The sequence below is a fragment of the Streptomyces sp. NPDC058231 genome, assembly GCF_042882275.1.
Taxonomy (GTDB): Bacteria; Actinomycetota; Actinomycetes; order Streptomycetales; family Streptomycetaceae; genus Streptomyces.
Window position 1 is genome coordinate 15218 of sequence record NZ_JBHVWN010000090.1, and the last position, 14165, is coordinate 29382.

Sequence of the window (14165 nt, forward strand, 5' to 3'; positions counted from 1 at the left end):
CTCGGCCCGCAGCCGTACGCTCAGACGGCGGGCCGAGCGGGGCCACCGACGTCTTCGGCAGTCTCCGGGCGGCGTACGGCGAGTGCCGAGATGTCGTCGTTGAGCTTTCCCCCGCTGTAACGGAGGAGCTCCCGGTGGAGCCGGTCGAGCAATGCGCCGGGACCCTCCGGGGCCTGCCCCCGCATCCAGTCGGGCAGCGGGAAGAACGCGCCGGTGCGGTCGCGCGTCTCCGTGATGCCGTCGGTGTAGAACAGCAGCTGGTCGCCCGGGGCGAAGGCCACGGTCTCGACGTTGTACTGGTCCCCGAGCAGCACCGCGAGGTTGAGGGGCGGCGAGGGGGTGGAGGGGTCGAGTACGCGGATCTCCCCGTGGTGCATGAGCAGCGGTGGGGGATGCCCGCAGTTGAGGAGCCTGACGTGTCCGGCACCGCGGGGGATCTCGGCGAGAAGGGCGGTGGCGAAGCGCTCCGGCAGATCCTGGGCGGGAAACGCGGCGCTGTGCCGTGTGGTGCTGGTCTCCAGACGGTGGATGACGCCCCTCAGGTCGGGCTCGTCGTATGCGGCCTCCCGGAAGGAGCTGACCACTGCCGAGGCCGCCCCCACGGCGGACAGGCCCTTGCCGCGTACATCGCCGATGAGGAGCCGTACCCCGTACGGTGTGTCGGCCGCCTCGTAGAAGTCGCCACCGATCCGTGCCTGCGCCTGGGCGGCCAGATACAGCGACTCGATCTCGACGTCCCCGATGTTGCGGGGCAGGGGGCGCAGCAGCACCTTCTGGGCCGTGTCGGCGACGAGCCGGATGTGGAAGAGCGCCTCCTCCCGCTGGATCCGGACGTGGCTCGAGTACGCGGCCGCCGCGGTGACCGCGACGATCGCAGCTCCCGTGTACGCCGTGCCCAGGTCGGCGTAGACCAGATCGAGACCGACCATGATCGCCAGACAGAACGCCCCCAGCAGCGCGGTCGGGAGCACGGGCCAGATGGAGGCCGCGAGTGCCGGGGCAGCGGGCAGGAGACGGCTGAAGGCGACCTCACGCGGTGTGGTGAACGCCAGGCAGGTGATGAGGGCGGTCAGGATCACCGGCGACAGCAGCGCGGATTCCCACGGGCCGCGGTAGCGAGGAGTACGGCGTCGCAACCCTTGAAACGTGATCACAAAATGCAGCATATCGGTGCAAAGGCAGACCTCATCCTTGATGGGGAAGGTTCAACGGGTCGGTCTGCGGCCGGTCGCCGTGCGGGCCGTGCCACCGGGGCGGTCGGCGCGCCTCTCCTCGATTCCACGCGCCCTCCGGGTCGGGCGTCTGCCGGTCACAGCGCTAGGGAAGGAGTTGTTCGGCCCAGATGGTCTTGCCTGCGCCGGTGTGCCGCGTTCCCCAGCGTTCGGTCAGCTGGGCGACCAGCATGAGGCCCCGTCCGCCCTCGTCGAAGATGCGGGCGCGACGCAGGTGCGGCGCGGTGCTGCTGGCGTCGGAGACCTCGCAGATCAGTGTCCGTTCCTTGATCAACCGTAGCTGAACGGGCGCGGCGGCGTACCGGATCGCGTTGGTCACCAGCTCGCTGACGACGAGTTCGGTGACGTAGGCCAGGTCATCGAGCCCCCAGGCGTGGAGTTGGTCGCTTGCCTGGGAGCGGGCGTCGGCCACGATCGCCGGATCGGCCGGAAGGTCCCAGACGGCGACGTGCCCGCTGTCCAGCGCACGGGTCCGGGCGACGAGCAGTGCCACGTCATCGGCGGCGGACCGTTCGGCGAGCAGGGCACCGAGCACTCGGTCGCAGGTGGTCTCCAGCGAGGGGGCCACATCCGCGAGGGCGAGGCGCAGCGCCTGCAGCCCGGCGTTGACGTCGCCCGATTCCGCCTCCACCAGCCCGTCGGTGTAGAGCGCCAGGATGCTGCCTTCCGGCAACTCGCGTTCCACGGACTCGAACGGCAGCCCGCCCAGGCCGAGCGGCGGGCCGGTGGGCAGTTCGAGGAAGTCCACCTTGCCGTCGGGGGTCACCAGGGCGGGCCAGAGGTGGCCGGCACTGGCGAGCGAGCATCTGCGGGAGATGGGGTCGTAGACCGCGTACAGGCAGGTGGCTCCGAATTCCCCGAAGGGTGCGTCGGCCCGGGCCTCGGGCCCGGTTCTGATCCGGACGACCAGGTCGTCCAGGTGCGCGAGCAGCTCGTCCGGGGGCAGGTCGACGTCGGCGAGGGCGCGTACGGCGGTGCGAAGGCGTCCCATGGCGGCGGAGGCGTGGATGCCGTGGCCGACCACATCGCCGACGACGAGGGCGACGCGGGCGCCGGAGAGCGGGATCACGTCGAACCAGTCACCTCCGACACCGACCGCCGAGTCCGCGGGCAGGTAGCGGCTGGCCACGTCGACAGCGGCCTGTTCGGGAACCCCTTGCGGCAGCAGGCTGTGCTGGAGAGCCAGAGTCATGGCGTGTTCGCGGGTGTAGCGGCGGGCGTTGTCCAGGCAGACCGCGGCCCGGGCCGCGAGTTCCTCGGCGATCTGCAGGTCCTCCTGCCCGTACGGCATGGCTGACGGATCCAGGCGGGCGAAGAGCACGACCCCGAGGTTGGTCCCGCGGCCTCGCAGCGGCACCGTCATGATCGAGTGCGCCTGGTACCGGTTCATCCAGGCGACCCGGGCGGGGTCGTGGGCCAGCCATCGGGTGATCTCGGGATCGCCGGCCTGGTGCACGGTTCCGCGGCCCGTGGCCAGGCAACGGGCGACCGGGGAGAACTCCGGGTAGTGGGACAACTCACCGACCGCGAAGACTGTCTCCACGTCGGGGCTCGCGGCCGTCCGCCGCAGCTGCAGGGGGCCGTCGACCGGCACCGGCGGTGGCTCGTCGCCGTGCAGCACGGCGTCGAGAAGATCGACCGAGACGAAGTCCGCGAGGGCGGGTACGGCCACATCGGCCAGTTCCTGGGCGGTGCGGGCCATGTCCAGGCTGCTTCCGATGCGCTTGCTGGCCTCGTCGAGCAGGGCCAGACGTGTGCGCGCCGCGTACTGCTCGGAGAAGTCGAGAGCGGCCAACTGCACGCCGTGGACCACCCCGAGAGCGTCCTTGAGCGGGGTGAAGTGGATGATCCAGGCGTGCGCCTGGGGCTCTCCCGGCACTTTGACGAAGTTCTCGATGTGCTCGGGTTCGCCGGTCAGCAGCACCCGGTCGACGGACTGCTCGGGGGCCCGGAAGGCGGTATGCGGCATGTGCTCCGTGATCCGGAGGCCGCGAAGCTCCTCCTCCGAGGCGGCCAGCTGCTCGCTCATGGGTCTGTTGACCCGCAGGAACCGGCCCTCGGTGTCGTAGATCGCCAGGGCGAACGGGGACTGGTCGTACGACCAGCGGAACAGCTGGTCCGTGTCGGGGGCCGACTCGTCCTCCTGAGCCCGGGTCCCCTCCAGCAGCCAGCAGGCTCGCCCGTCTCCGGTGGAGAGCGGACGCGCCCGCAACCAGCACTCGACCGCGCTGCCGTCCCGGTGGCGAAGTACCACCCGCCCGGTCCAGTCCTCCTGCCGATCGAGACGGTCACGAGCATCGGTGGGGAGGGGGGACGCGAGCAGCGCCGCGGCGGCGCTACCGACGGCCTCATCGGCGGCATACCCGAGCAGATGTTCGGCACCGGTGCTCCAGCTGGTCAGTGTCCCGTCCGGAGCCACCACGGCCGGCGCCGTGGGGGAGGTGAGGGAGTCACCAGGCGTGCTCGCCGGTGTGTCCATGGCCGTTCCATCCCGCCTTCGAGTCCACTGCTGATTCAAGGATCTCTCGGTGCCCCCTGCCGGATCACATCAAACGGGATCGTATGAGCCGATAGCAGGGAAAACGGACTCCGGGGATTCGGTGAGGTGATCGTTGGTTACCATCCGTAGCGGTTTCCGGCCGGGCGATCGACTGCCAGTATCCCGCTGATCGGCTCGTGAGCCGATCTCGCGCTGCCGTGCCGTTCTGCGATGTCGTGCACGCGTCGGCGCGGGGCGGCGGTCCTGGGCCGGATCCGGGGGCCGGCGTCGCGCCTTTTCGGCCTGGGTGGTCCGTCGTCCTGGTGAGGGACGGGTGCGCAGGTGGTCGCTTTGCGTAAGGGGCGGAGTGGCCGATCGTGCCGGGTGCCGTCGGAGGCGCACGGCACGCGGAGGGGACGGGTGCGGTTTCCGCGACGGTGTGCCGGGCGGTGGGGCGGCGCCCACCGACGAGCCCCGGGGAGGTGACCGTGCGGCTCGCGCACGGTGAGCCATCTCACGCAGAGTGAGATTCTGCGCATACATTCCGGTCGGCGGGGGAGGGGACCCAGCCGCTGGGATGCCGCGCCGCGGCCGTACCGGCAAGGACATTTCCCGGCACGGAAGGCAGGACACGACATGTCGGCCCTGGAGACCATCCACATCGACGGTGTCTGGCGGGCCGCGTCCTCGGGCGCGACCCGCGAGATTCTCGACCCAGCCGACGCCACGCCCCTCGCGTACGTCGCCGAGGGGGGCGTCGACGACACCGACGCCGCGATCGAAGCGGCGCGCCGCGCCTTCGACGACGGCCCCTGGCCGCACCGGCCCGTCGCCGACAGGGCCGGCCTGCTGCGCCGTGTCGCCGAACTGCTCCAGCGGGACCGCGAGGAGATCGCGCTCGTCGAGAGTCGCGACACCGGCAAGACCCTCGAGGAGGGCCGGGTCGACGTCGACGACGTGACCAGCGCCTTCCGTTACTTCGCCGACCTGGTGATGAACGAGAGCGGCGGTCGGGTCGTGGACGCGGGTGACCCGGATGTGCACAGCATCGTCGTGTACGAACCGGTGGGCGTCTGCGCCCTCATCGCGCCGTGGAACTACCCGATTCTGCAAGCCAGTTGGAAGATCGCCCCGGCGCTCGCCGCGGGCAACACCTTCGTACTGAAGCCCAGCGAGGTCACACCGCTGTCGACCGTGCACCTGATCGGGCTGCTCGCCGAGGCAGGCCTGCCGGACGGTGTCGCCAACCTCGTCACCGGAGCGGGTGACCCGGTCGGTGCCCGGATGTCCGAGCACCCGGCCGTGGACCTGGTCTCCTTCACCGGCGGCCTCGCCAGCGGCACGAAGGTCGCCCGGGCCGCCGCGCCGACCGTGAAGAAGGTCGCCCTGGAACTCGGCGGGAAGAACCCCAATGTCGTCTTCGCCGACGCCTGCGCCACCGACGAGGGCTTCGACACCGCGGTCGACCAGGCGCTCAACGCCGCGTTCTTCCACAGCGGCCAGGTCTGCTCGGCCGGGGCCCGGCTCATCGTCGAGGAATCCGTCAGCGAGCGATTCGTCGCCGAACTCGCCCGCCGCGCCGATGCGATCCGGCTCGGCCGCGGCACCGAGGACGGAGTCGAGTGCGGCCCGCTCGTGTCCGCGCAACAACTCGCCAAGGTCGAGGCGTACGTCGCGTCCGCCCGCGAGGAAGGCGCCGTCGTCCGATCCGGGGGCGTACGCCCCGAGCCGTCCGGCGTGCGGCCCGCCGGCGGCTACTTCTACGCGCCGACCGTCCTGGACCGGTGTCACCGGGAGATGAAGGTGGTCCGCGAGGAGACTTTCGGCCCGATCCTCACCGTCGAGACGTTCCGTGCCGAGGAGCAGGCCGTCACCCTGGCCAACGACACGGAGTACGGCCTCGCGGGCGCCGTCTGGACCACCGACGCGGGTCGCGCCCGACGGGTCGCGAACCGGCTGCGCCACGGCACCGTGTGGATCAACGACTACCACCCGTACCTTCCGCAGGCCGAGTGGGGCGGTTTCGGCAAGTCCGGTACCGGCCGCGAGCTCGGGCCCGCAGGGCTCGCCGAGTACCGCGAAGCGAAGCACATCTACCAGAACCTCAACCCGCGCCCGCAGCGCTGGTTCGCGGGCTGACCGCCCGTCTGTTCACCGCGCCACGTTCACACGCACGCACGCGCACCTGCAGAAGGAGCAGCACGACATGCCCCCGTCCCGCAGTACCACGCATCCCGACCCCGTCGACTACGTGATCGTCGGCGGCGGCACCGCAGGATCGGTGATCGCCTCACGTCTCACCGAGAACCCGGACGTCACCGTCACGGTGATCGAGGGCGGCCCCTCCGACATCGACCGCGACGACGTACTCACGCTGCGCCGCTGGATGGGCCTGCTCGGCGGCGACCTCGACTACGACTACCCCACCACCGAACAGCCGCGCGGCAACTCCCACATCCGGCACAGCCGGGCCCGGGTTCTCGGCGGCTGCTCCTCGCACAACACCCTGATCAGCTTCAAGCCGCTGCCCGGCGACTGGGACGAGTGGGCCGAGGCCGGTGCGGACGGCTGGGACGCGGCCGCCATGGACCCGTACTTCGCCCGGCTGCGCAACAACATCGTCGCGGTCGACGAGAAGGACCGCAACGCCATAGCCCGCGACTTCGTCGATGCCGCGCGGCTGGCCGCGGACGTGCCCCGCGTCGAAGGGTTCAACAAGCAGCCGTTCCACGAGGGTGCCGGTTTCTTCGACCTGGCCTACCACCCGGAGACCAACAAACGGTCCTCCGCGTCGGTCGCCTACCTCCACCCGCACATCGAGGCCGGTGACCGCCCCAACCTCTCGATCATGCTGGAGACCTGGGCGTACCGGCTGGAGTTCGACGGCAACCGGGCCACCGGCGTACGCGTCCGCACCGAGGACGGTGAGGAGACGCTGCTCCGCGCGGCCCGTGAAGTGATCGTGTGCGCGGGCGCGGTGGACAGCCCCCGGCTGCTGATGCACTCCGGCATCGGTCCCGGACAGGACCTGAAGGCACTGGGCATCCCCGTCGTCCACGACCTGCCGGGCGTCGGCGAGAACCTCCTGGACCACCCGGAGTCGGTCATCGTGTGGGAGACCCACGGACCGATACCTGAGAACTCCGCGATGGACTCCGACGCGGGCCTCTTCGTGCGCAGGGATCCCGAATCCCGCGGCCCCGACCTGATGTTCCACTTCTACCAGATCCCTTTCACCGACAACCCCGAGCGGCTCGGCTACGAACGGCCCGAGCACGGTGTGTCGATGACGCCCAACATCCCCAAGCCCCGCAGCCGCGGCCGGCTCCACCTCACCAGCGCCGACCCGGAGGTCAAGCCCGCCCTCGACTTCCGCTACTTCACCGACGAGGACGACCACGACGGGCGCACCCTCGTCGACGGCATCAGACTCGCACGCGAGATAGCCGCGACGGAGCCGCTCTCGCACTGGCTGGGCCGCGAGGTCTGCCCCGGCCCGGACATCACGTCCGACGAGGACATCAGCGAGTACGCCCGCAAGGTCGCGCACACCGTGTACCACCCCGCAGGCACGTGCAGGATGGGCGCCGCCGATGACAGCACGGCCGTTGTCGACCCGCAGCTGCGGATCCGCGGCCTGGAGGGCATCCGGATCGCCGATGCCTCGGTCTTCCCGACCATGCCCGCGGTGAATCCGATGATCGGCGTACTGATGGTGGGGGAGAAGTGCGCCGAACTGCTCGCGTCCGCCCACGCCCACGGAGATGAGGTGCGATGAACACCGACATGGTCGATGACGACGGAACGTTCACCGCGGACGGCACGGAGACCCCGGTCTTCACGGTCCGCAACCTGTGGAAGGTGTTCGGCCCGAAGGCCGACCGCATCCCCGGCGGCGAGCACGCCGGACTGCCACCCGCCGAACTGCGTGAGGCCACCGGCTGCACCGCCGCCGTACGCGACGTCTCCTTCGACGTCCGCAAGGGCGAAGCCTTCGTCGTCATGGGTCTGTCGGGATCCGGGAAGTCCACCCTCGTACGCTGCCTGACCCGGCTGATCGAGCCCACCAGCGGCACCCTCGCCATCGACGGAGAGGACGTCCTCGCGATGGACGGTGCCCGGCTGCGAGAACTGCGCAGGCACCGGGCCGCGATGGTCTTCCAGCATTTCGGCCTCCTGCCGCACCGCACCGTCCTCGACAACGTCGCGCACGGCCTGGAGATCCAGGGCATCGGCAGGACCGAACGGCGCGCCAAGGCCGCCGAACTGGTCGAAAAGGTCGGCCTGGCCGGTCTGGAGGACCGCCGTCCAGGTCAGCTCTCCGGCGGTCAGCAACAGCGTGTGGGACTGGCCCGCGCGCTCGCCGTCGACCCCGAAGTACTGCTCTTCGACGAGCCGTTCAGTGCCCTCGACCCGCTCATCCGCCGGGAGATGCAGGAAGAAGTCATCCGGCTGCACCGCGAGGAGGGCCGGACCATGGTGTTCATCACGCACGACCTGAACGAGGCGTTGCGCCTCGGCACCCGCATCGCTCTGATGCGGGACGGCGGCATCGTGCAGCTCGGCACCCCCGAGGAGATCGTCGGCTCGCCCGCCGACGACTACGTACGCGCCTTCGTCCAGGACGTCTCGCGTGAACAGGTCATCACCGTCAGGTCCGCCATGCGGCCGGCGACGGCCGGCGAGAGCGAGGACGGCCCGGCGCTGCGCCCCGGCGCGACGGTGTCCGAGGCCATCGAGGCCGTCGCCCGCACCGGAGCCCCCGCGGCCCGGGTGATGGACAACGGCAGGCTGCTCGGTGTCGTCGACCACGCGGGCCTGCTCGATGTCGTGGCCGGTACGGGGACCGAGGCGGTGCCCACCCGATGACCGCTGCAAGTCCCACCGCCACCGGGCCCGTACGGCGCGCAGCCGGACCGGCGGTGCTGCGCCGCCGCCCGGCCCTCGCCAAACTGCTCCTGCTCGCGATCGTCGCCGCCGTCGTGGGGCCGCTGCTCCACGCCACCTGGACAGGCACCGCCTGGCCCGACGCGCTCACCGTCGACCTGACGGGACCGCTGGGCAGGGTCAACGACTGGATCATCGGCCACCGCGACAGCCACCCGCTCTTCCTCTACTTCTTCGGCCACATCAGCAACGCCGTCGTGCTGTCCGTACGCGGTGTCTACCTGGTGCTGCTCGCGCTCGGCTGGCCCGGCGTCGCCGGAATCGCCGCGCTCGTCGCCTGGCGAGTCGCAGGACTGCGACTCGCCCTCGTCGCCGGTCTCTCCTTCGTCGTGTCCGGTCTGCTCGGCATGTGGGTGCCGACCATGCAGACGCTGGCCCTGATGGTGGTCGCCGTCCTCGCCTCCGTGCTGTTCGGGGCGCTGCTCGGCCTCGCCGCCGGGCTCTCGGACCGTACGTACCGGGCACTGCGTCCCGTACTCGACACCATGCAGGTGCTCCCCGCCTTCGCGTACCTCCTCCCGGTCGTGCTGATCTTCGGCATCGGGGTGCCCGGTGCGGTGCTCGCGACCGTCGTGTACGCCGCCCCGCCGATGGCCAGGCTCACCGCGCTCGGTCTGCGCGGCGCAGACAAGGGAGTCATGGAGGCCGTCACCTCGCTCGGTGCGACCGGCACCCAACGTCTGCTGACGGGGCGGCTTCCGCTGGCCCGGAAGGAACTGCTCCTCGGCCTCAACCAGACGATCATGATGGCCCTGTCGATGGCCGTCATCGCCTCCGTCATCGGCGCCGGCGGTCTGGGTGACCGCGTCTACCAGGCCCTGTCCGCCGTCGACGTGGGAGCCGCCCTCGCCGCGGGCATCCCGATCGTCCTGCTGGCCGTCGTCCTGGACCGTACGACCGAGGCCGCCGGCCGCCGTATCGGCACCGAGCCCACCGGGCCGGCCGCGCTCCGTGGCCCGCGCGGCTGGGGAGTGGCCGCCGGACTCGCCGTTCTCGTCACCGTCGTGGGGCGGCTCGCGGACAGCAGGATCTGGCCGGACGGCGCAGTCGTCCCCATCGCCGAGCCGGTCAACGCCGCCAAGGACTGGATGGTGGACCATCTGTACACAGGGGTACCGGTCGTGGGAGGTACCGCCGACTGGGCCGCGCACTTCACCACCTGGGTCCTCAACCCGCTGCGCAGCGGCCTGCAGGGCCTGCCCTGGTGGTCCGTGCTGCTGATCGTCGCCGCGCTCGCCTGGTCCATCGGTACCTGGCGCACGGCGCTGACCGCCGTACTCGCGATGGCCGCCATCGGCGTCCTCGGCGTGTGGGACCTGTCCATGGACACGCTCAGCCAGGTCGTCGCCGCCGTCGCCGTCACCTTGGTCCTCGGCTTCGGTATCGCCGTGGCCGCCGCCCGCAGCGAACGGCTCGAACGGCTGCTCCGTCCGCTCCTGGACGTCTTCCAGACGATGCCGCAGTTCGTCTATCTGATCCCGGTCGTGGCGCTCTTCGGAGTGGGCCGTGCACCCGCCGCCGCGGCGGCCGTCGTGTACGCCCTGCCGGCCGTTGTCCGCATCACCACGCAGGGACTGCGCGGCGTCGACGCCGGAGCCATGGAATCAGCCCGCTCGATGGGCGCCACCAGGGGTCAGCAACTGCGCCAGGTGCAGCTTCCGCTGGCCCGTCCCGCCCTGCTTCTCGCGGTCAACCAGGGCGTCGTCCTGGTCCTCGCCGTGGTCATCATCGGCGGCCTCGTCGGATCGGGCGCGCTCGGGTACGAGGTCGTGTTCGGTCTTGCCCAGGGCGACCTGGCGACCGGACTCGTCGCGGGCGTCGCGATCGTCTGCCTGGGACTCGTGCTGGACCGGGTCACCCAGCCCACCACCCGCCGTCAGCGGAAGGAGAGCTGAGATGGCTCGCACCCGCCCGTCCACGTCCGCCCGGGCCCGGGTCCGTACCCTCGCCGCCGTCGCGTCGGCCGCGGCGCTGCTGGCCGTCACCGGCTGCGGCGCGGCCGACATGACCAAGCAGGCCTCCCCGTTCGCCGCTCCGGCGGGCATCAAGACCGTCACTCTCTCCGTACAGTCCTGGGTCGGCGCACAGGCCGACGTCGCCGTGGCCCGACAACTGCTGGAGGACGAGCTCGGCTACCGCGTCGACCTCGTGCAGACGGACGAGGTGCCGGCCTGGGACGCCCTCAGCCAGGGCCGGGTCGACGCGATCATGGAGGACTGGGGCCATCCGGACCAGGAGAAGCTCTACGTCCACGACAAGAAGACCATCGTCCCCGGCGGTGATCTCGGCGTGACCGGCCATATCGGGTGGTACGTACCGAAGTACTGGGCGGACCGGCACCCCGACGTCACGAACTGGAAGAACCTCGACAAGTACGCGGACGAACTCCGTACCCCGGAGAGCGGCAACAAGGGCCAGCTGATGGACGGTTCGCCGTCCTACGTCACCAACGACGCGGCCCTGGTGAAGAATCTCGGCCTCGACTACAAGGTCGTCTTCGCGGGTTCCGAAGCCGCCCAGATCACCCAGATACAGCAGTTCGCCAAGGAGAAGAAGCCCTTCCTCAGCTACTGGTACCAGCCGCAGTGGCTGTTCAACGAGGTGCCGATGGTCGAGGTGAAGCTGCCCGCTCACACGGAGAAGTGCGGGGCGAAGGACCCGAAGGCCATCGACTGCGCCTATCCGACCACGCCACTGCAGAAGTACCTGAACGCGGACTTCGCGGACCGGGGAGGTGCGGCCGCCGCGTTCCTGAAGAAGTTCCACTGGTCCGAGAAGGACCAGAACGAGGTCTCGGAGCTGATCGCCTCCGAAAAGCTGACCCCGGAGCAGGCGGCCCGGCACTGGATCGGCACGCACCCCGGCACCTGGAAGCAGTGGCTGAGCAAGTAGCGTTCCGCGAGCGGGTGTTCACCGTGATGTGACGCGCTGCCCGGATCCCGGCCCGGGCGGCGCGCGGCCGTCGGGCTCGACGCGCGACCACCTGGGAGCCCCGTGCGCTCCGGAGACGCGGGGCAGCGCGGTCGAGCCCTTGTCCACGACACCCACCGTTCGCCCGAACGGCACTTCACACAGAGTCCGGGCGCCGCCGACGAGGCCGGGCGGCCGGATCCGGTCCGCAGGTGCCGGCCGCGGAGGGCTCCGCCGGAGGACGGGGCGCTGGTCTCCGGCGGTCGCGGGGCGCCGCCCGTTCGGTCAACACCACCGCGCCGCAACACGGTTCACGGGGCGGGTCCCGTCCGCCGGCCACGGGACGGGTTGGCACAGGTTTCTCAAATGATTCGCTTTTCCGTCCCCATGCGTTCGAACAAGTTGGGCAAAGCTGGCCGCTGCACACCTATGGCCCACGGAATCTCCGGGAGACATGCCCTTCATGAATGCCATCGACCGCAGACGGTTCATGCAGCTCGCGGGCGGCGCCGCCGCTCTGTCCGCCCTGTCCACCAGCATCGCGCGCGCCGCGGAGATACCTGCCAACCGCAGGACGGGCTCCCTCAAGGACGTCGAGCACATCGTCGTCCTGATGCAGGAGAATCGATCCTTCGATCACTATCTCGGAACGTTGCGCGGCGTCCGGGGGTTCGGGGACCCGCACCCGGTGACGCTTCCGAGCGGCAAGCCGGTCTGGTACCAGTCCGACGGCACCAAGGAGATCCTGCCCTTCCATCCGGACACCGAGGACCTCGGCCTGGCCTTCCTCCAGGACCTGCCGCACGGCTGGAACGACACCCAGGCCGCCTTCAACAAAGGCAAGTACGACAAGTGGATCCCGGCCAAGTCCGCCACGACGATGGCGCACCTGAACCGTGAGGACATCCCGTTCCATCACGCGCTCGCCGACACCTTCACGGTCTGCGACGCCTACCACTGTTCTTTCATGGGCTCCACCGACCCGAACCGCTACTACATGTGGACGGGCCACACCGGCAACGACGGCAAGGGCGGCGGCCCGGTCCTCGGCAACGACGAAGCCGGCTACTCCTGGACCACGTACCCGGAGCGGCTGGAGGACGCAGGTGTCACCTGGAAGATCTACCAGGACGTGGGCGACGGCCTTGACGCGGCGGGCGGCTGGGGCTGGATCGGGGACGCCTACCGGGGCAACTACGGAGACAACTCGCTGCTCTACTTCGACCGGTACCGCAACGCCGAGCCCGGCGACCCGCTGTACGACAAGGCCCGCACCGGCACCGACGCACGCAGGGGCGAGGGCTTCTTCGACATCCTCCGTGCCGACGTGAAGACCGGCAGACTTCCCGAGGTCTCGTGGATAGTCGCGCCCGAGGCCTTCACCGAGCACCCGAACTGGCCCGCGAACTACGGCGCCTGGTACATATCGCAGGTTCTGGACGCCCTCACCTCCGACCCCGAGGTGTGGAGCAGAACGGCGCTGTTCATCACGTACGACGAGAACGACGGCTTCTTCGACCACGTGGTGCCGCCCTTCCCGCCGGGCTCGGCCGCGCAGGGCAAGTCCACCGTCGACGTCACCCGCGACCTGTACGCGGGCGACAGCGGGCGCCCCGCAGGCTCGTACGGCCTGGGACAGCGCGTCCCGATGTTCGTGGTGTCGCCGTGGAGCAAGGGCGGCTACGTCTGCTCCCAGACCTTCGACCACACCTCGATCATCCGGTTCATGGAGCGCCGCTTCGGTGTGACGGAGCCTCATATCTCCCCCTGGCGCCGCGCCGTCTGCGGTGACTTGACCACGGCGTTCGACTTCCGGAGCAAGGACAGCCGCACGCCGCACCTGCCCGACACCACGGGCTACCTGCCGCCGGACGGCGACCGGCACCCCGACTACGTGCCCACGCCTCCGGCCGAGGGAGCGCTGCCCCGCCAGGAGCACGGTCTGCGCCCCGCCCGACCCATCCCGTACGACCTCGCCGCCGACGGTCGGGCCGACGCCAAGGGCTCGCTGCGGATGGACTTCGCCTCCCACGGCGAGGCCGGTGCCGCCTTCCTGGTCACCTCCGCCACGGACGACTCCGGCCCGTGGACGTACACCGTCGGTTCGCGGCACTCGCTCTCCGGCGAGTGGAACGTCGCCGGGAACTCCCACGCCGCCTACGACTTCACCGTGCACGGGCCCAACGGCTTCCTGCGCCGGCTGGCAGGCCGGGCGGCCGACGCGGGCCCCGAGGTCGGCGCACGCCACGAGAGTGGCGGCGGCGCCCTGCGCCTGGTCCTGACCAACGACGGCCACAGCACTGTCACGCTCACCGTCAAGGACGGGTACGGCAAGGACAAGCCGGCCGTGCACCGGCTGCGCCCCGGCGCCCGCGTGGTCCACACGACCGGGACCGAGCGCACCCACGGCTGGTACGACGTGACCGTCACCTCCGACCACGACAGCACCTTCGTGCGACGCCTCGCCGCCCATGTGGAGAACGGCCGTCCGAGCACCAGCGACCCGGCCATCGCCGCTCGCTGACCCACCCGGTCCGGGGCGGGGCGGCGGGGAACACACCCCCGGCGCCCGACCCCGAAACACCAACAAATCCACC

The 14165-nt window shown here is 70.5% G+C and carries 8 protein-coding genes; 6 read left to right on the forward strand and 2 right to left on the reverse strand.

Annotated features, from left to right (window positions below; genetic code table 11):
- Positions 1-20 precede the first annotated feature (20 nt).
- Positions 21-1166: a PP2C family protein-serine/threonine phosphatase gene (locus ACFVXE_RS35035; protein WP_389677355.1), complete on the reverse strand. Its 1146-nt coding sequence runs from the start codon at positions 1164-1166 to the stop codon at positions 21-23.
- A gap of 151 nt (positions 1167-1317) precedes the next feature.
- Positions 1318-3711: a SpoIIE family protein phosphatase gene (locus ACFVXE_RS35040; protein WP_389677357.1), complete on the reverse strand. Its 2394-nt coding sequence runs from the start codon at positions 3709-3711 to the stop codon at positions 1318-1320.
- Positions 3712-4347: 636 nt separating this feature from the next.
- Here ACFVXE_RS35040 and ACFVXE_RS35045 point away from each other — a divergent pair.
- The 6 genes from ACFVXE_RS35045 (at position 4348) to ACFVXE_RS35070 (ending at position 14092) form a co-directional block, all read left to right on the forward strand.
- Positions 4348-5850, forward strand: a complete 1503-nt coding sequence (locus ACFVXE_RS35045; protein WP_389677359.1) for an aldehyde dehydrogenase family protein — start codon at positions 4348-4350, stop codon at positions 5848-5850.
- Between the two features lie 67 nt (positions 5851-5917).
- On the forward strand, positions 5918-7489 hold the full coding sequence (locus ACFVXE_RS35050) for a GMC family oxidoreductase (RefSeq protein WP_389677361.1): 1572 nt from the start codon (positions 5918-5920) through the stop codon (positions 7487-7489).
- Positions 7486-8580, forward strand: a complete 1095-nt coding sequence (locus ACFVXE_RS35055; protein WP_389677363.1) for a glycine betaine/L-proline ABC transporter ATP-binding protein — start codon at positions 7486-7488, stop codon at positions 8578-8580. Before ACFVXE_RS35050 ends, ACFVXE_RS35055 begins: the two co-directional genes overlap by 4 nt.
- Positions 8577-10553 (forward strand): ABC transporter permease, encoded by a 1977-nt coding sequence (locus ACFVXE_RS35060; protein ID WP_389677365.1) that lies wholly within the window; start codon positions 8577-8579, stop codon positions 10551-10553. Before ACFVXE_RS35055 ends, ACFVXE_RS35060 begins: the two co-directional genes overlap by 4 nt.
- A gap of 1 nt (position 10554) precedes the next feature.
- On the forward strand, positions 10555-11550 hold the full coding sequence (locus ACFVXE_RS35065; protein ID WP_389677367.1) for an ABC transporter substrate-binding protein: 996 nt from the start codon (positions 10555-10557) through the stop codon (positions 11548-11550).
- A 481-nt stretch (positions 11551-12031) separates the two neighbouring features.
- Entirely contained in the window at positions 12032-14092 is a 2061-nt protein-coding gene (locus ACFVXE_RS35070) for a phosphocholine-specific phospholipase C (RefSeq protein ID WP_389677369.1), read from the forward strand.
- Positions 14093-14165: the final 73 nt, after the last annotated feature.

What these genes read in the sequence shown, in the direction of transcription:
- ACFVXE_RS35055 (WP_389677363.1), top strand. Translation starts at nt 7,486, where the DNA reads ATGAACACCGACATGGTCGATGACGACGGAACGTTCACCGCGGACGGC.
- ACFVXE_RS35040 (WP_389677357.1), bottom strand. Translation starts at nt 3,711, where the DNA reads ATGGACACACCGGCGAGCACGCCTGGTGACTCCCTCACCTCCCCCACG.
- ACFVXE_RS35035 (WP_389677355.1), bottom strand. Translation starts at nt 1,166, where the DNA reads ATGCTGCATTTTGTGATCACGTTTCAAGGGTTGCGACGCCGTACTCCT.
- ACFVXE_RS35060 (WP_389677365.1), top strand. Translation starts at nt 8,577, where the DNA reads ATGACCGCTGCAAGTCCCACCGCCACCGGGCCCGTACGGCGCGCAGCC.
- ACFVXE_RS35045 (WP_389677359.1), top strand. Translation starts at nt 4,348, where the DNA reads ATGTCGGCCCTGGAGACCATCCACATCGACGGTGTCTGGCGGGCCGCG.
- ACFVXE_RS35065 (WP_389677367.1), top strand. Translation starts at nt 10,555, where the DNA reads ATGGCTCGCACCCGCCCGTCCACGTCCGCCCGGGCCCGGGTCCGTACC.
- ACFVXE_RS35070 (WP_389677369.1), top strand. Translation starts at nt 12,032, where the DNA reads ATGAATGCCATCGACCGCAGACGGTTCATGCAGCTCGCGGGCGGCGCC.
- ACFVXE_RS35050 (WP_389677361.1), top strand. Translation starts at nt 5,918, where the DNA reads ATGCCCCCGTCCCGCAGTACCACGCATCCCGACCCCGTCGACTACGTG.